18 protein-coding genes are annotated in these 17521 nt (G+C 67.0%); 7 read left to right on the plus strand and 11 right to left on the minus strand.

Annotated elements, in window-relative coordinates; translation table 11 throughout:
- Positions 1-21: 21 nt before the first annotated feature.
- The gene (locus WS96_RS33875) at positions 22-873 is read left to right on the plus strand and encodes a lysozyme inhibitor LprI family protein (protein WP_156443694.1); all 852 of its coding nucleotides are present in this window, start codon (positions 22-24) and stop codon (positions 871-873) included.
- 2 nt (positions 874-875) lie between these two features.
- Entirely contained in the window at positions 876-1127 is a 252-nt protein-coding gene (locus WS96_RS25260) for a PAAR domain-containing protein (RefSeq protein ID WP_059836252.1), read from the plus strand.
- 2 nt (positions 1128-1129) lie between these two features.
- Here the strand turns inward: WS96_RS25260 and WS96_RS33880 are convergent, their stop codons facing one another.
- Positions 1130-1276 carry a hypothetical protein gene (locus WS96_RS33880; protein WP_156443695.1) on the minus strand — a complete coding sequence of 49 codons (147 nt, stop codon included), beginning with the start codon at positions 1274-1276 and terminating at the stop codon, positions 1130-1132.
- On the opposite strand from WS96_RS33880, the gene WS96_RS33885 reads away from it, so the two are divergent.
- Positions 1275-1625 (plus strand): hypothetical protein, encoded by a 351-nt coding sequence (locus tag WS96_RS33885; RefSeq protein WP_156443696.1) that lies wholly within the window; start codon positions 1275-1277, stop codon positions 1623-1625. The two genes, WS96_RS33880 and WS96_RS33885, sit on opposite strands and share 2 nt — an antisense overlap.
- 207 nt (positions 1626-1832) lie before the next feature.
- Here WS96_RS33885 and WS96_RS25265 read toward each other — a convergent pair whose 3' ends face one another.
- The 3 genes from WS96_RS25265 to WS96_RS25275 all read right to left on the minus strand — a co-directional run bounded on the left by WS96_RS25265 (position 1833) and on the right by WS96_RS25275 (position 5164).
- Positions 1833-2375: a cysteine hydrolase family protein gene (locus WS96_RS25265; RefSeq protein ID WP_059836254.1), complete on the minus strand. Its 543-nt coding sequence runs from the start codon at positions 2373-2375 to the stop codon at positions 1833-1835.
- 240 nt (positions 2376-2615) lie between these two features.
- Positions 2616-3935 carry an MFS transporter gene (locus tag WS96_RS25270; RefSeq protein ID WP_059836256.1) on the minus strand — a complete coding sequence of 440 codons (1320 nt, stop codon included), beginning with the start codon at positions 3933-3935 and terminating at the stop codon, positions 2616-2618.
- 44 nt (positions 3936-3979) lie between these two features.
- The gene (locus tag WS96_RS25275; protein ID WP_059836258.1) at positions 3980-5164 is read right to left on the minus strand and encodes a M20 aminoacylase family protein; all 1185 of its coding nucleotides are present in this window, start codon (positions 5162-5164) and stop codon (positions 3980-3982) included.
- A gap of 182 nt (positions 5165-5346) precedes the next feature.
- On the opposite strand from WS96_RS25275, the gene WS96_RS25280 reads away from it, so the two are divergent.
- Both WS96_RS25280 and ppnP read left to right on the plus strand, forming a co-directional pair.
- A complete protein-coding gene (locus WS96_RS25280; protein ID WP_059783326.1) occupies positions 5347-6249 on the plus strand; it encodes a LysR substrate-binding domain-containing protein in 903 nt (300 codons plus the stop codon).
- Positions 6250-6435: 186 nt separating this feature from the next.
- Positions 6436-6756, plus strand: a complete 321-nt coding sequence (gene ppnP, locus WS96_RS25285) for a pyrimidine/purine nucleoside phosphorylase (RefSeq protein WP_006478890.1) — start codon at positions 6436-6438, stop codon at positions 6754-6756.
- Positions 6757-6854: 98 nt separating this feature from the next.
- On the opposite strand, the gene WS96_RS25290 is transcribed toward ppnP, so the two are convergent.
- The 4 genes from WS96_RS25290 to WS96_RS25305 all read right to left on the minus strand — a co-directional run bounded on the left by WS96_RS25290 (position 6855) and on the right by WS96_RS25305 (position 11189).
- Complete coding sequence (locus WS96_RS25290) at positions 6855-7187, minus strand: hypothetical protein (RefSeq protein WP_052100110.1); 333 nt, start codon at positions 7185-7187, stop codon at positions 6855-6857.
- Between the two features lie 484 nt (positions 7188-7671).
- On the minus strand, positions 7672-9459 hold the full coding sequence (locus tag WS96_RS25295) for a chloride channel protein (protein WP_059836259.1): 1788 nt from the start codon (positions 9457-9459) through the stop codon (positions 7672-7674).
- A gap of 20 nt (positions 9460-9479) precedes the next feature.
- Positions 9480-9893 (minus strand): MarR family winged helix-turn-helix transcriptional regulator, encoded by a 414-nt coding sequence (locus tag WS96_RS25300; RefSeq protein ID WP_059836261.1) that lies wholly within the window; start codon positions 9891-9893, stop codon positions 9480-9482.
- A gap of 123 nt (positions 9894-10016) precedes the next feature.
- Complete coding sequence (locus WS96_RS25305) at positions 10017-11189, minus strand: HPP family protein (protein ID WP_059836263.1); 1173 nt, start codon at positions 11187-11189, stop codon at positions 10017-10019.
- A gap of 360 nt (positions 11190-11549) precedes the next feature.
- Here WS96_RS25305 and WS96_RS25310 point away from each other — a divergent pair, with 360 nt between their 5' ends.
- Positions 11550-12518 carry a LysR family transcriptional regulator gene (locus WS96_RS25310; protein WP_034204704.1) on the plus strand — a complete coding sequence of 323 codons (969 nt, stop codon included), beginning with the start codon at positions 11550-11552 and terminating at the stop codon, positions 12516-12518.
- 25 nt (positions 12519-12543) lie between these two features.
- Here the strand turns inward: WS96_RS25310 and WS96_RS25315 are convergent, their stop codons facing one another.
- Positions 12544-13908: an MFS transporter gene (locus tag WS96_RS25315; RefSeq protein WP_059836265.1), complete on the minus strand. Its 1365-nt coding sequence runs from the start codon at positions 13906-13908 to the stop codon at positions 12544-12546.
- 64 nt (positions 13909-13972) lie between these two features.
- Complete coding sequence (locus WS96_RS25320; RefSeq protein ID WP_059836267.1) at positions 13973-14911, minus strand: 2-hydroxyacid dehydrogenase; 939 nt, start codon at positions 14909-14911, stop codon at positions 13973-13975.
- A gap of 113 nt (positions 14912-15024) precedes the next feature.
- Here WS96_RS25320 and WS96_RS25325 point away from each other — a divergent pair, with 113 nt between their 5' ends.
- Positions 15025-15933, plus strand: coding sequence for a LysR substrate-binding domain-containing protein (locus tag WS96_RS25325; protein WP_059836269.1), 909 nt, complete (start codon positions 15025-15027; stop codon positions 15931-15933).
- Positions 15934-16129: 196 nt separating this feature from the next.
- Here the strand turns inward: WS96_RS25325 and WS96_RS25330 are convergent, their stop codons facing one another.
- A complete protein-coding gene (locus tag WS96_RS25330; protein WP_034204707.1) occupies positions 16130-17218 on the minus strand; it encodes a calcium:proton antiporter in 1089 nt (362 codons plus the stop codon).
- Between the last annotated feature and the right edge of the window lie 303 nt (positions 17219-17521).

Consider the following 17521-nt stretch of genomic DNA (forward strand, 5'->3'; position numbering starts at 1 on the left):
ATCATTGGAGAGAGTGTCACCATGAGAAAAATTCCGAAAATACGCCATGTCATTGTCACCTTTGCTCTTATCTTTGCCGCGTGCAATACATTTGGCGCCCCCCTTCCGGATGACATTGTTGGTAAGTGGCAGGTTAAGGAGGTTCACCTCAATACGGAATCGGGCCGTACCACCGAATACACGTGGAATGATTCCCGTTTGAACGGACGGATATTCGATTTCACGCATGATGATGTATTGGATGACGTCTATGAATTTGCAGATCATTGTGCGAATCCTGTCGCGCAGGACATCAATGCATCTCTGCGTGATCTAATGCTTAGAAGTTTGGGAGGGTACGAATACCCGGCGTCTGGGGATGTCGATCCAGTTCGTGACTACAAGCTGGATAGTGCTAAAGGAAGGCACATCCGATCGTTCAATCTCATCTGTGCGAAAGGTTTATGGCAAGGTGACCTCGGCCGGTCGGGTGGTGCGACCGGCAACATGAATATCGCCGGAGCTTGGATCGCCCTTGCCGATGATCAGAAGATGTACATGCGTTGGCGTGACGAAACCATTCTCGTGCTTACGAAGATTCCACTCAACGCGCCAATTAAAGCCTCCTTCCCTTGTGGGAAAGCGTCAACTGCGACCGAGCATGCTATTTGCAGCTCTTATCAGCTATCGGCTTTTGATCAAAGTATCGCAGAGTCTTTTACTCGCACGATGGCGCAAGCAAGAGCTTCTGGCTCGCAAACTGCTCCCCTTGCTCAAAGTCAGCGCCGCTGGCTCAAAGATCGTAATGCATGTGGCGCGAATGCTCAGTGCATCCTTAAGACAATGCGAAGGCGACTCGATGCGTTAGCTACAGCGGGTTCTAGCGGAGACTGAAAATGATGAATCTAATTCGCGTAGGTGATGCCACTGATCACGGCGGCAAAGTCGAAACTGGCTCGTCGTCGATGAAATTCGACGGCCGCTACGTGGCGCGCATGGGCGACCGCGTATCGTGTCCGCAGCATCCGGAGGTTTCGCCGAACGTCATCGAGGAAGGCGACGAATCGATGAAGGACAACGGCATCCCCGTTGCACGGCACGGCCACCGTGCAACGTGCGGCTGTCACCTGATTTCGAGTCTCGTGTAACGCTACAGAAGCGGCACGAGGCCCGGTCGCATCGGGCAGCGTACGATCAGAGAGCCGTCGTTCTTCGACACCACCACGAGCTGCGTAAAACTGTTGGCCGGGGCGTGGCGCGACAGGTACAGGTCGAGCAGCAGGATCAGCGCGCCCATGCTGTTTTCGACGAATGCCGCTTTCGTCGGCCGCCATCACGATTTCAAACCCTCTCATCAGTGTCGAGTGCGGCTTGGCGGCCAGCAATCGTTCGACATTGTTTCGCTTGGCGAACGAAATCGCCCCGACGTGTTCGGCGCGTCGATCGTTGGGGGCAAGCTGGTGCGTCAGCGTCAAAAACTCCGGCCCCCCGTCCCGCATCAACTGCGTCAGATTTGCGGTCGTCAGCGCGATCACGCGCCAATTGCGGTTCGTACACGTCAGGTCGGCGCTCAATTGCAACGGCATCTTCGCGGCGGCCGTCCCGTCCGCGCGGACCAGAACAAGCGACGTTCACGTCCGAGATGATGGATTGCGCGTGGGATCGTGGCACGTGATCCAGAACCGTTCGCCGGCTCCGACGCCCCACGCGATCGGCGGCGGGATAGCGCGCCGGCTAACGGATCGCGAACTGCATCGACCGAATAGATGCCGGTACGCGATGATGTGCAAGCTCGGCGCTGACGCTATCTCAACGCGCGCTTTCGCGCATCGCGATCCGATCGGCGCCGCGCATCAGAACTTGCACGCCTCGGTCGTCGTCAGCGTCGCAAACGGGCCCGCAAGCGTCGCATTATGATGCGCGACGATCCGCTCGGCCGGCAGCGCGAGCGTATCCATACAAGTGTGCGCATCCGTAACGAGCACCGCTCGAAACCCGAGATCCCCGGCCGCGCGGCACGCCGTATCAACACAGTACTGCGTCTTCATCCCCGCGATCACGATCTCGCCGATCCTTGCAGCATGCAGCCACTCCGCGAGTCGCGTGCCCGCGAAGCAACTCGGCCGCGTCTTCTCGAACACGATGTCGCGAGCGGTATCGACCGCAAGTTCCGGCAGCAGCGCGGCCAGCGGCGCATCGGGCGCAATTGGCGAGCCGGCCGGACCGGTGTGACGCACGGCGAACACAGGAGCACCGCTGTCATGCGCGCGGCGAATCAGCCGGTTGACATTGGCCAGCACGCGTTCGCCGTCATGCGGGCGATCGGGGCCATGAAACAACCCGACCTGCATGTCGATGACGAGCAGCGCGCGTTTCGGGGAAGGGGCTTCGGACATTGCGTTTCTCCTGTTTGACCGATGCAGACGGAGAAACGACGAGACCCCGTCCGGAACCGGCGGGGCCTGTGGGAAGCGGTGACGCTACGATCTTGCGCGCACTCGCCGCACGGGCCCGCCGAAGGCGGTCGTGCGCGTGGTCGTCGAAAGGGTGATCGTAGCGTGGTGCATGGCATCGATGATGCCCGATGCGCGCGCGTGACGTCAATCACGCTTGACGTGTCGCGCACCGTCCGCCGCTCAATCCAGCGCCTTCCCCGCCTTCTCGTCCATGCAACGAATCGCAAGCAACGTCATCGCGCCACACCCGATCGCATACCAAGCCGGCGCATTCGGATTTCCGGTCGCCGCGATCAGCCACGTGACGAAGAACTGCGCGAAGCCGCCGAAGATCGCGACCCCGACGCTATACACCAGCGCACCGCCCGTCGCACGCACGGCCCGCGGAAACAACTCGCCGAGCATCGCGCCGGTCGCACCGATGTTGATCGCATGCACGATCGACAGCGCGGCGATGATCGACAGCAGCGACGCGGCGCCCGGCCAGCGATTCAGTGCGATGAACGCCGGGTAGATCGCGGCCATCAGCACGATGCGTGTCCACCAGACAATCCGGTTGCGCCCATACACGTCCGACAGAAGGCCGCCGATCGGCGTCACGAGCATCAGGATCGCACCGGCGACGCAGCCGGCCGTCATCGACAACCAGGTCGGCAAGTGCAGCACCTGTACGCCATAGATCGCCATGTAGAACACGATGATGTAGTGGATCGACGTGCCGCCGATCGTCACGCCGAGGCCCGCGAATACGGCCTTGGCGTGATGGCGCAGCACGTCGGCGAGCGGCAGCGATGCGACCGGCTCGTCGTGTGCGGCGGCCGGCGCGGCAGCAGGCACTTCCTCGACGGTGCGGCGCAGCCAGTAGCCGAGCGGCACGAACAGCGTGCCGATGATGAACGGCACGCGCCAGCCCCAGCTTTCGAGTTGCGCGGCGCTCAGCGTCGACGTCAGCGCGACGCCGGTGAGTGCGCCCGCGAGCGCGGCGAGCCCCTGGCTCGAGAACTGGAACGACGCATAGAAACCGCGACGATGCTGCGGCGCCTGTTCAAGCAGCAGCGTTGTCGATGCGCCGACTTCGCCGCCCGACGCGAACCCCTGCAGCAGCCGTGCGAGCACGAGCAGCAGCGGCGCGGCGATGCCGATCTGCGCGAAGGCCGGCGCGACCGCGATCGTCGCGGTGCCGAGCGCCATCAGCAGCAGCGTGAGGATCATCGCCTTCTTGCGGCCGGCGCGGTCCGCATACATGCCGATCACGAGCCCGCCGAGCGGACGCGTGACGAAGCCGACGCCGAAGCTCGCGACGGCAAGCATCAGTTGTCCGAACGACGAATGCACGGGAAAGAACAGCTTGCCGATCAGGATCGCGAAGAAGCTGTAGACCGTGAAGTCGTAGAACTCGAGCGCGTTGCCGACGGCGGCGGCCGCGATCAGCCGGCGTTTCTTCGCGGCGGCGCGAGCATCGGCCGGCGTGCCGGCGAACGGAAGGGCGGACGTTTCCATGAGGTTCCCTTGCTTTGAGCGCGGAACTGCGTGATGAAGGGCCGTCAGGCCGCGAGCCAGGCTTCGGCGACGCGAACCCAGTAGCTCGCGCCGATCGCGAGGATGTCGTCGTTGAAGTCGTAGCCGGGGTTGTGCACCATGCAGCCGCCCTTGCTGCCGATTCCGTTGCCGATGAACGCGTAGCAGCCGGGGCGCGCTTCGAGCATGAATGCGAAATCCTCGCTGCCCATCAGCGGCGCGGTGTCGGTTTCGACGCGCTCCGCGCCGAGCATCCGGCATGCGATGTCGGCCGCGAACGCGGTCGGTTCCGCGTGATTGACGAGCACCGGGTAGCCATAGTCGTAGTCGACTTCCGCGGTGACACCGAAGCTTTCCGCCTGGCCCTTCACGAGCGCTTCGATGCGGCGCGCGAGCAGGGCGCGCACGTCGGCGCTCAGCGCGCGCACCGACAGCTTCATCACGACGGTTTCGGGAATGATGTTGAACGTCTCGCCGGCTTGCACGCTGCCGACGGTGATCACGGCCGCATGCTGCGCGTCGACCTCGCGTGCGACGATCGTCTGCAGCGCGACCATGATGCTGCCCGCGGCCGACATCGGGTCGCGCGCGAAATGCGGCATCGCGCCGTGGCCGCCGACGCCGCGCAGCGTGATCGTCACGCGGTCGGCGGACGCCATCGCGGCGCCGGTGCGGAACGCCATGTCGCCGGCCGCGCGGCCCGGCATGTTGTGGATCGCGAAGATCGCGTCGCACGGGAAGCGGTCGAACAGGCCGTCGTCCATCATCGCCTTCGCGCCGCCGAAGTTTTCCTCGGCGGGCTGGAAGATCAGGTTCAGCGTGCCGGAGAATTGGCGCGTTGCCGCGAGGTGGCGCGCCGCGCACAGCAGCATCGCGGTGTGGCCGTCGTGCCCGCATGCATGCATCTTGTTCGCATGACGGCTCGCGTAGGGCAGGCCCGTGGTTTCCGAGAGCGGCAGCGCGTCCATGTCGGCGCGCAGCCCGACCGTGCGCGTGCCTTGCCCTTCGCGCAGCACGCCGACCACGCCCGTCTTGCCGATTCCGCGATGCACTTCGTAGCCCCAGCCGGTGAGCAGCTCGGCGACGAGATCGCTCGTGAGCGTCTCTTCGAATGCGAGTTCGGGGTGGGCATGGATGCGACGGCGCACCTCGACGAGCTCGGGGGCGATCGCGGCGATGCCTGGAATGACGGGGTTCACGGCTTGCAGCATGGAGTCTCCTGTGGGGCCGGTGGGGCGTTTGACGCGCATATGACGACCAAGCATATAAATTTCTTTTGGGTACCAGAAGCTGCTAAATTGCTTTGGTGCACACCGTCGGTTGCCGCTCGGGAATACCCTGAGCCATGGCGCGGCCGGCCGCACGGGGTTTCCACGGATCACGCATTGCCGCCATGAAATACCATCAGCTGAAAGCGTTCGTCACCGCCGCGGAAGAAGGCAGCATTCGCGCGGCCGCGCGGCGCCTGAACGTGTCGCCGGCTGCGCTCACGAAGGCTGTCAAGGAACTGGAGATCGCGCTCGGCGTATCGCTCGTCGTGCGCACCGCGCGCGGCGTGCAGCTCACCGCGTTCGGCCAGCAGTTGCAGGTGCGCGCGCGGCTGATCGTCGCCGAAATGCAGCGCGCCCGCGACGACATCGAGCAGGCACAGGGCGCGATGACGGGTTCCGTTGCGGCGGCGATCACGCCGGCGGCGGCGGTGACGATCCTGCCCGACGCGTTTCGGGCGTTCCGGCGCCGCTTTCCGGTGGCGCGCGTCAATCTGGTCGAAGGATTTCCCGGCGTCGCACTGCCGCGCCTGCACGACGGTTCGCTCGATTTCGCGGTGGCCGTCGTCGTCCCCGAACTGCTGGCGGCCGAGTTCGATCACGCGGAACTCTATGCGAGCCGTTCGCTGATCGTCGCGCGCAAAGGGCATCCGCTTGCGTCGGCCACGTCGCTCGCCGATCTCGTCGAAGCCGACTGGCTGATGAATCCGTCGCCGGAAAGCTCGACGCAGGTGCTGTTCAACTCGTTCGTCGCGTACGGGTTGCCGGTGCCGACGCGCGTCGTCGAATGCCCAAGCTTCGGTCTTGCGCACAGCCTGATGACCGGGTGCGACCTGATCGCGTCGATGCCGGAGCAATTGTTGCAAGGCGAATGGGCGCGCGACCAGCTCGCGGTGCTGCCGATTCGCGAGCGCTTGCCGGGCGTATCGGTGCAGGTCGTCACGCGCCGCGACAGCCCGCTGACGCCGGCCGCGGCGATGCTGCTCGATTGCCTGCGCGATTCCGCGCGACGCAAGGGGCTGCGGTGAGCCGGCGCCTCGCGCAGATCACGTAGTGATCCTGACGATCGTGGGGCCGGCATGTGCCGGCCGCATGTCATTTCGGCGCACGTCGCGCGAGCCGGTATCATAGCGGCCGGCTTGCCGCTACGGTCCGCCGCTACGGCCGGCCTCCCAGTCCATCGCCATCCGGCATCCAGCAATCAGAGGCATCACATGACCAGTGCAACCCAATTCGACAACGTATCGGTCGTCAAGCGCGCGAACGTCTATTTCGACGGCAAGTGCGTGTCGCATACCGTGCTCTTCCCGGACGGCACGCGCAAGACGCTCGGCGTGATCCTGCCGTGCGCGCTCAACTTCGGCACGGATGCGCCCGAATTGATGGAAGTGCAGGCCGGCAAGTGCCGCGTGAAGCTCGACGGCAGCAGCGAATGGCAGACCTACGGCGCCGGCGAATCGTTCTCCGTGCCGGGCAAGAGCCGCTTCGACATCGAAGTGCTCGAGACGCTCGATTACGTCTGCAGCTACCTGTAAGACGCTTTTCGCGCAGCAAAGAAAAAGCCCCGCCGAAGCGGGGCTCGTCGCAAGCGGATGGCGCAAAGCCATCCGGAGCGCCTGTTCTCGTTACATCGTTACAGGCAGGCGTTGATGTCGCCGGCGGATGCTGCGTCGCCGCGCACGCCGACCCACGTCTTCGCACCCGGCTGCCACGACGGACGAACCATCGCGGCGGCGCCGTTCGGCGGCTGCTGGCCCGGTGCGTACACGTCGGTCGCCAGGCCGTTGGCCAGCACGTTCTGCGAGATCACCTGTTGTTGCGACTTGTCGGCCCAGGTCTTGGCGATGCACGCCGAGACGTCGGGAGCCGCCTTCTGGCTTTGTCCCACGTTCTGCACGGCAGGTTCGGCGGCATGAGCAGAAATTGCCACGGTCAATGCGATGAGCGGTAAGTATTTCGCGTTCACGTTATCTCCCTCGAGTCGTGATTGATTGAGTGGGATGCGCAGCAATGCTGCGTGCTAGTGAGATCGCATCTGGCAGGCTCGGTTCCGGGCATTCCGAAACAAGTTGTTAACGCGCTTGCCAAACGGCGGCTCGGATGCTGCGCATGTTGCTGCGGCGCGGCATGCGTCGCGTGCGGCTCGACGTCATGCGTGGCGCGGTCGTTGCGCTGCCCGGTCGTGGTGTGGTGAGGTGACGGCCGCGGCGGACGGCATGTGCGTGCATGCCGTGCCGCGACTCTTTATCGGATGACGAAGTGGAATGGCTGATGAATGGCCCCGTCGCATGAGCACCATGATGACAAACTTTCGCTTGCCGAATTGTTAACCAACTTTAAACGGAGAAGCGGGCCGCGCCGCGACGCGGCGCGCGACGGGCGCGCGGCATCGTGCAACGACGTGCGGCGGGGAGGCGGTGCGCGGCGGGGCGCCGCGCACGCGGGTCGTGTCAGCCAGGCTTGCGCGAGCGGACGTCGCGCAGGTTGGGCGGGACGACCGGGCGGAGGCGCTCGCGCTTGTGTTCGTCGTCGAAGTGCTGGCGTGCCGGCTTGATCAGGTCGCTGCGCGACACGATGCCCGTGATGCGCAGCGATTGCTCGTCGGCGACCACCGGCAGGCGCTCGAGGCCGAGCATCGCGAGGCGCGACGCGACGACGCGGCACGTTTCGTGCGCCAGCGCGACGGCCGGTACGCGGTCGGCGAACGCGGCCGAGATCGGCGCGTCGGCGTCGGCCCGTGCACGCTGTGCGTCGAGCGTCGCGCGATCGACGAGGCCGAGCAGGCGGCCGTTCTGCACGACCGGATACGCGCGGTGCGTCTGCTTCGCGCCGAAGTATTGCGTGTCGACGGTATCGAGCGTCGCCGAGCCGTCGATCGTGACGAGCCGATCGGCCGACGTCATCACTTCGCCGACGTCGTGTCGCTCGAGCGGATCGACGCCGTATTCGCGATAGATGTGGTAGCCGCGGCGTGCGATCTTTTCCGTCATGATCGAGCGCTTCATCACGATGGTCGCGAAGCCGTGCGCGACGAGCGTCGCGGCGAGCAGCGGCAGCAGCGCGTTGGCGTCGTGCGTGAGGCCGAAGGCGAACACGATCGCGGTGAGCGGGGCGCCCAGCGTAGCGCCGAGCGTCGCGGCCATGCACACGAGCGGCCACAGCACCGGATCGCCGCCCGGCAGTACCGGCGACAGCACGGTGCCGAGGCCGGCGCCGAGCATCAGCAATGGGGCGAGCACACCGCCCGAGGTGCCCGAGCCGAGCGCGATCACCCACATCACGGCTTTCACGATCAGTAGCGCGAGCGCAACCTTCAGCGCGATGTGCTGGTGCAGCAGGTCGCCGATCACGTCGTAGCCGACGCCGAGCGCGCGCGGCTCGAGCCAGCCGCCGACGCCGATCACGATCGCGCCGAGCGCAGGCCACCACATCCAGTGCACGGGCAGCTTCGCGAAGGTGTCCTCGACGCGGTAGAGCGCCACCGACAGCCCGCACGCGAGCATGCCCGACAGCAGGCCCGCGACGATGCAAGACAGCAGCGCGACGGGCGTCGGCGCGGCGGTCGTCACCGGAAACAGCGGATCGACGCCGAAGAACACCGCGCGTGCGAAGCCTGCCACCGCGCACGCGAGTGCGACCGGCAGGAAACTGCGCGGACGCCATTCGAACAGCAGCAGTTCGACCGCGAGCAGCACGGCGGCCACCGGCGTGCCGAACACGGCCGTCATGCCGGCGGCCGCACCGGCGACGAGCAGCGTCTTGCGCTCGGCGGCGGTCACGTGCACGCATTGCGCGATCAGCGAGCCGAGCGCGCCGCCCGTCATGATGATCGGGCCTTCGGCGCCGAACGGCCCGCCGCTGCCGATCACGACGCCGGACGACAGCGGCTTGAGGATCGCGACCTTCGGCGACATGCGGCTCTTGCCGAACAGGATCGCCTCGATCGCTTCGGGAATGCCGTGGCCGCGGATCTTTTCCGAACCGAAACGCGCCATCAGGCCGACGATCAGCCCGCCGATCACCGGCACGGCGATCACCCATGCGCCGAGCGTGTTGTTCGCGGGCGAATGGTCGGCGAACGAGAACTGCTGGAAGAAGAACAGGTTCGTGAACAGGTGGATCAGGCTCAACAGCACGAACGCGGCAAGCGTGCTGAGCAGACCGATCCCGGCGGCGAGCAACGCGATCCTGGGCAGGCGTTCGTTGATCGAGAAATCGCGTTTGTGTGGTGCGTTCATCGGCGTGGCGAGGACAAGGGTCAATAATCGATCTGGGGAACCTGGAACGTGCCTTTGAGCGACTTCAGCTCGGCGCGGTGCATGGCCGCGAGACGGGCAAGCAGCGTTTCGCCGGCCTGTTCGAGGTGGACTTCAACCTGGCGACGGTCGGCCTCGCTCGGCTTGCGCTTCACGAGCCCGAGCGCTTCGCAGCGCGTCACCAGCGCCACGACGCCGTGGTGCTGCGCCTGCAGGCGTTCCGCGAGCTCGCCGATGGTCGCCCATTCGCGATGCGGATAGCCCTTGATGTGCAGCAGCAGCAGGTATTGCAGCGGCGTCACGCCTTCGCTTTGCGCGGCGCGCTCGGAGAAGCGCTCGAAGCGGCGCATCTGGTAGCGGAACTCGGACAGTTGCTGGAAATCGCTTTTCGCGAGCGCGCGTCGGGTATCGTTCATCGAGGTCGGTCGGGCAGTCGGTTACGGTGGCGGTAAATGTATCACAAAATGATATAAATGGCCGAAATACCGCTGAATGATTGCATTCTGCGTTTCGCAGGCGGTGACGGCGCGGGATGCGCGCTACGCGGCCTCGAGCATCCGGGTCTGCCGATAAAGGCCCGTGACGAGATCGGTCTGCGTGATGATGCCGACGAGCCGGCGCGACGCATCGACGACCGGAATATGGTGGTGGCCCGAATGCGTGAACAGCGGCACGAGCGCCGTGATCGGCATCGTTTCCGGCACCGATGCGACGTCGCGCGTCATCACGGACGCGACGCTCGCGGGCCGGCCGCCGAACGATTGCGGCAGCCGCGCGGACAGGCGCTGCCACAGCGGGGTCGGACGGCGCCACTGGCGCGTGAGGTCGGCGCGCGTGACGATGCCGGTCAGGCGGCCTTCACCGTCGACCACGGGCAGCGCCTTCACGCGGTGTCGGTCGAGCAGCGTCAGTGCGGCCGCGATCGACGTCGACGGCGCGACCTCGATCGCATTCTTCGTCATCAGGTCCGCGCACTTCAGCTGGCCGAACGTGCGCGCATAGGCCTGCATTTCGGTTTCGCGCAGCAGCGCTTCGAGATCGTCCGGATCGACGTCGAGCCATTCGCTGCGGCGTTTCAGCACCGCGTCGAGGTCGCCGCGCGTGAAGCCGCCGCGCGCCGGTGCGGCGCCGGCCTGCTGTTTCGCTTCGGGGCGCACGCCGCCGTGCGGATAGCGGTGCCCGGTCAGCGCGTGATAGACGAGCGCGGCCGACAGCAGGATCGCCGATTGCAGCGCGATCGGCTGCAGGACGAAGCCGAAGCCGAGCGAATGGATCGCCGGGCCGCCGACCACGGCCGTGAGCGCGACGGCGCCCGACGGCGGATGCACGCAGCGCAGCGCGAACATGCCGCCGATCGCGCAGGCGATCGCGACCGCGGCGGCCGTGATCGGATCGGCGATCCATTGCGCGCACGCGACGCCGACCGTCGCCGCGACGAGATTGCCGCCGATGATCGACCACGGCTGCGCGAGCGGGCTCGCCGGCACCGCGAACAGCAGCACGGCCGAGGCTCCCATCGGCGCGACGAGCAGCGGCACGAGGCCCGGCACGCCGGGCAGCAGCCGCATCGTGACGCCGACCGTCGCAATGCCCACGAGCGCGCCGGTGCACGAGCGCAGGCGCTCGCGCCAGCCGAGCGTCATCGGATGGGGAATGAAGCTGTGCAGCCATTGCCGCAACGTGCGGCGCGACGGGGAGGAGCCTGACGACATGGACGGTAAGCGGTAGAGATGACGACGCGGGGCGGGGCGACGAGCGCGAAATTATATCGCGTTGTGATACATGTTGTCGCGCCGCATCAAGACGTTGCACGCGCGCGATGCACGAGTCTTGCAAAGACCTTTCAACGGGTGGAAGCTTCCGCACGCGTAACCGCGCAAATTTGTCTGCAGCGGCGTACAATTCGGCGCAATCAATTCCCCCGTCATGCCAGAACCCCGTCCGCGATGCCCGCTCTCCCGCCTTTTCCCCGGCACGGCGATCGATTCGGCGCGGTTCGCGGCCGCGTTCCGTTACCCCTCTGACGCGAGCGCCGCCGACGCCTCCCCACTGACTTTCCCCAAGCCAATTCAATGGACATGCTCGAAAACATGCGCCTGTTCGTGCGCGTTGTCGAAGCCGGCAGCTTTACCGCGGTCGCGAAGGAAATCGACGCGACCACCGCACAGGTGTCGCGCGCCGTCTCGAACCTCGAGGCCCACGTACAGACGCGCCTGCTGCATCGCACGACCCGCCACCTCGGCCTGACCGAAAGCGGCGAGCGCTATTTCGAGCGCGCGAAATCGATCCTCGCGGAACTCGACTACGCGAACGCGGAGGCGCGCAACGCGCTGTTGCGGCCGAGCGGCAAGATGCGCATTCATGCGATGACGGGGCTCGGGCAGAGCCATGTCGTGTCGTCGATCGTGCGCTACCAGGCGGACAACCCCGACGTGTCGGTCGAGCTGACGCTGGCGCAGCGGATGCCGAATCTGGTCGAAGAGGGCTACGACGTGTCGATCGTGACGGCGTCGCAGTTGCCCGATTCGGGCTATGTCGCGCAGACCTGCGGCACGAGCTGCAGCGTGCTCGTCGCATCGCGCGAATACCTGGCGCGACACGGCACGCCGCACACGCCCGACGATCTGCCGAACCACGTGTGCCTGCGTCTCGACACGCCCGCGTCGCCGGCCGGCGAATGGCGGCTCGAGCGCAGCGACGGCGAGGAAACCGTCTACGCGCTGCAGCCGGCGCCGTTCCAGGTCAACGTGCCGGACGCGCTGTGCGTCGCGGTGCGCGCGGGGCGCGGGATCGCGTGCGTGGCGCTGTATACGGTGCTCGACGATATCCGCGAAGGGCGCCTGATCCGCGTGCTGCCCGAGTACCGGCTGCAGACGGTGAGCGTCTATGCCGTCTACGCGACGCGCCGCTATCTCGATGCGAAGATCCGCACCTTCCTCGATCACTTGCGCACGACGCTCACGCCGGCGCTGGAGAACGATCTGCGCGAGCTCGACCGGCTCACGACGGAGCATGTGCCGGGCGGCCGCCAGCCTGCGTGACGGCGCGTGCGTGCCGCCGCGCCGCTCATGCGGCCGGCGCGATGCGGATCCGCTCGAAGCGGCCCGCGAGCCAGACATACGCCGCAATGCCGATCAGCCCGTGCGCGGCGACGAACCATAACGCGCCGGCGAACGAGCCGGTGCTGGCGACGAAGTAGCCGATCACGAGCGGCGTGACGATGCCGGCGATGTTGCCGAGACCGTTGAAGACGCCGCCGCTCAACCCGACCATGCCTTCCGGCGCCGTGTCGGCGAGCACCGCCCAGCCGACCGCCGCGAGCCCCTTGCCGAAGAACGCGATCGTCATCAGCGCGATCACGACCGCGTTCGACGATGCGCCGTTCGCGAGCACGAGCAGCGTCGCCATCGCCATCCCCGCGACGAACGGCGTCTTGCGCGCCCTCGACGGATGCATGCCGCGCCGGATCAGCCAGTCCGACAGCACGCCGCCGAGCACGCCGCCCGTGAAGCCGCAGATCGCCGGCAGCGCGGCGACCCAGCCGGCTTCCATGATCGTCATCCCGCGCCCCTTGATCAGGTAGATCGGGAACCACGTGATGAAGAAGTAGGTGAGGGCCGTGATGCAGTACTGACCGATGTAGATCGCCCACAGGTTCCGGTGGCGGAACAGCTGCGACACGTCGCGCCACGACGTGCGCGGCCGCTCGCGCACGCGATTCGCCTCGAGATCGACGAGCGCGCCGTGGGCGCGCAGGTGGTCGCGCTCCGCGTCGGTCATGCGCGGGTGGCCGTGCGGCTCGCGATACCACGCGAACCACAGCACGGCGAGCGCGATGCCGAGCAGCCCCATCCACAGGAATACGTGCTCCCAGCCGAGCGCATGCGTGAGCCACGCCATCGCCGGCGTGAACAGCACGACGGCCATGTATTGCGCGGAATTGAACAGCGCCGACGCGGTGCCGCGTTCGGCGGTCGGGAACCAGCATGCGACGATCCGCGAATTGGCCGGAAACGCAGGCGATTCGACGAGGCCGAGCATGAAGCGCATCGCGAACAGCGCGAGCGTCGCGGCCGCGCCTTGCACGGCGAACTCGCCGACCGTGCCCTGCAGCATCGTGAATACCGACCACAGCAACAGGCTCAGGCCGTACACGCGTCGCGCGCCGAAGCGGTCGAGCAGCCAGCCGCCCGGGATCTGACCGATCGCATAGGCCCACGCGAACGCCGAAAAGACGACGCCGAGCTGCACGGGCGTGAGCCCGAGGTCGTGCGCGACGCCGGTGCCGGCGATCGACATCGTCGCGCGATCCGCATAGTTGACGACGGTGACCGCGAAAATCAGCGCGAGGACCGCATAACGGACCCGGCCGATCGTGCGCGCGGCGGCGGGCGAGGCGGCGACGGCAGCGCCGCTGGATCGATTGGACATGCGTGTCTCCTGGCCTCCGTCGTGCGGAGGCATCCGGTGTTGTAACGGGAGGGCGGTGCCGCGCTCAGCGCGTGACGCTGGTCGGCGGGCGCTGGCCCGCGAAGCACGCGGCGAGGTTGGCGAGCACGATGCGGCCCATTGCCTCGCGCGTTTCGTGCGTGGCGCTCGCGCGGTGCGGCTGCACGACGACGCGGTCGAGTTCGAGCAGCGCGGCCGGCACGTGCGGTTCGTTCGCGAACACGTCGAGACCGGCGCCGGCGATCGTGCCGTCGGCCAGTGCGCGCACGAGTGCGGCTTCGTCGACCAGCTTGCCGCGCGCGACATTGATCAGGAATCCTTTGGGACCGAGCGCAGCGAGCACGTCGGCCGTCACCAGCACGTTGCCGTGATCGGCCGAGGCCGCGATCACGAGCACGTCGCTGTCGCGCGCGAGCGCGGCGAGGTCGGGCACGAAGCGGTAGCCGCTGTCGCGATGTTCGCGTGGGCCGAAGTAACTGACGGGCATCCGGAACGCCTGCGCGCGCAGCGCGATCGCGCGTCCGACGCGGCCGAGCCCGACGAGGCCGAGACGCTTGCCGGTGACCTGCGTCGCGAGCGGCTGGGCCGTTTTGCCCCAGCGGCCGGCGCGCACGATGCGCTCGCCCGCGCCGAGGTCGCGCAGGGTCGTCAGGATCAGCCCCAGCGCCATGTCGGCGACGTCGTCGGTGAGCACGTCGGGGGTCGTCGTCACGTGGATGCCGCGTGCCCGGGCGCGCTCGAGATCGACCGCGTCGGTGCCGATGCCGTTGATCGCGACGATCTCGAGCGCGCCGAGCCGGTCCATCAGCGCGGCGGACAGGCCGTTCGCGCCGCCGGTCACGACGCCGCGAATGCGCGGCGCCACGCGATCGAGCAGCGCGTCCGGCCGCTCGGCCGCATACAGCCGGTGCACGATGTAACGCGCGGACAGTTCGGCGTCGATGGTGTCGGGCAGCGGCTGGGTCAGCAGGATGTCGATGGGCATGAAGGTCTCGGTCGTCGTGCGCAGCGCGGGCTGCGCATCAGGTGGAACCGAGTATAGAAATCGAATCGATATCGGTCTAACATCAAAAGACTATCGATTGATTCAAGATTTGAATGATTGAACTCCATCAGCTTCGCTGTTTCGTCGCGGTGGCCGAAGAGTTGCATTTCGGCCGTGCGGCCCGGCGGCTCTTCATGACTCAGCCGCCGCTCAGCCGGCAAATCCAGTTGCTCGAGCACGCGCTCGGCATCGCGCTGCTCGAGCGCAGCAGCCGGCAGGTCAGCCTGACCGCGGCCGGCGAACGCTTCCTGCGCGACGCGCGGCACATCCTCGAATTTTCCGCACGGGCCGAGCAGGCCGCGCAGCGCGTCGCGCATGGCGGGGCCGGGCGCATCACGCTCGGTTTCACGGCCGTCAGCGCGTACCGGATGATCCCGGTGCTGCTCGCGCACGCGGCGCATGCGTTGCCGGACGTCGACGTCGAGCTGCGCGAGATGGTGTCGACCGTGCAGATCGACGCGCTCGCGTCGCGGATGCTCGACGCGGGCTTCGTGCGCCAGCGCGCCGCGCGCCAGCCGCTCGAATACCGGCTCGTGCAGCGCGAACCGATGCTCGTCGCGGTCGCGGAAGGCGCGCCGCTCGCGGGCTACGAGCAGATCGGCCCGGACGAGCTCGACCGGCAGCCGTTCATCGCGTATTCGCCGAACGAGGGCAAGTATTTCCACGACATGATTTCGGGGATGTTCGCGGGCGCCGGGCGGCTGCCGAACTATCTGCATTACGTCGGCCAGACGCATACGATCCTCGGCCTCGTGCGCGCGGGGCTCGGCGCGGCGCTGGTGCCCGCGTCGGCGCGCGAGCTTCATGTGGACGGCGTGGTGTTCCGGCCGCTGGCGGGCGTCAACGTGGCGGCCGAGTTGTATCTCGCATGGCGCGCGGACAACGACAATCCGGCGCTGCCGGTGTTCAACGCGATGGTCGAGCGGTTTCTGACCCAGAGTACGGACGACGCGGGCGTTTAGCTGCGCGTGCTCGCGAGCGGGTGCCCGCCGCAGGTAACGCGCCGTCGAACCGGACGCATTGTGCGATTGCAGCCCGGCAATGGCGGCGCGGAGCGAAAGGAAAGGAAAGGAAAGGAAAGGAAAGGAAAGGAAAGGGGCTGGAAGACCTGCGCGCGGCCGTGCGGCGAGCATCCGCCGGCGCGCGCGCATCGGGACGTCAGTGGGTGATCGACAGGAACAGGTACGCGGCGAACAGCGCGACGTGCACGACGCCGTGCAGCACCGTCGTGCGCCCCTGGCTCAGCGTGAGCGTGCTGACCAGCAGCGTAAGCGCCAGCAGGACCGTTTCCATCGCGCCGATCCCGAGCGTGAGCGGCTGGCCGACCCAGATGAACACGGCCGCGACGGTCGGGATCGTGAGCCCGATGCTCGCGAGCGCCGAACCGAGCGCGAGGTTCATGCTGGTCTGCAGGCGGTTCGCCCGCGCGGCGGTGACGGCCGCGAGCCCTTCCGGCAGCAGCACGAGCGCGGCGATCACGATACCGACCGCGGCTTCGGGCGCGCCGAGTTTCAGCACCGCATGCTCGACGGCCGGCGACAGCAGCTTCGCGAGCAGCACGACCGCGACGAGGCTCGCGAACAGCAGCACCATGCTGATGATCGCGGTGCGGTTGCTCGGCGCCGCCGCGTGCACCGCTTCGTCCGCGCTGTCGTGCGCGGCGAGGAAGTAGTCGCGGTGACGCACGGTCTGCACGAACACGAATGCGCCGTACAGCACCAGCGACGCGACGCCGGCGAACGCGAGCTGCGATTTCGAGAAGAACGGGCCGGGCGCGGCGTTCAGGTAGTTCGGCATCACGAGCGACAGCACCGACAGCGACGCGAGCACCGCGAGCGCCTTGCTCGCGCCGCGCCCCTGGAAGTCCTGTTCGCCGTGCTTCCATGCGCCGACCAGCAGGCAGATGCCGACGATGCCGTTACAGATGATCATCACGGCGGCGAACACGGTGTCGCGGGCGAGGCCCGATTTTTCGGGGCCCGCGCCGAGCATCACCGACACGATCAGCGCGACCTCGATGACGGTCACTGCGACCGCGAGCACGAGCGTGCCGAACGGTTCGCCGACGCGGTGCGCGACGACTTCCGCATGGTGGACGGCGGCGAACACGGCGCCGGCGAGCGCGGCGGCGAACACCGCGATGACGAGACCTTCGACCGGCACGACGCGCGACAGCGCGAGTACCAGCCAGGCGGCAAGCGGGGCCCAGAGGGTCCAGCGCGGGAGCTGGTTGGACGAGAGCGGCATGAGGGTTTCCTTATGCGAGTGGCGGCGCGCGACGCGCCGTCACGGGTTGACGAAGCCCGGCCGTACTATCCGCCGAACGAAGACGATGAAACCGAAGGGGGGCGGCACGCAACGGCGCTGCCCTGGGTTCGCTGCCGCGAGGCGGCGAGGGGCGCGGGCGGGCCGAAGCCCGTCGCGGGATGAAACGGTTCGAAGCGGCTGTCCGCGGACGGCAAGACGAGCACCTGAGGCGACACGCGGGCCGGAAGCCCGATTCGACCCCGAAAAGGGGCGATGGACGGCGGTGACGGCGCGACACGCATT

The sequence above is a fragment of the Burkholderia sp. MSMB1835 genome (assembly GCF_001526365.1).
Classification (GTDB): domain Bacteria; phylum Pseudomonadota; class Gammaproteobacteria; order Burkholderiales; family Burkholderiaceae; genus Burkholderia.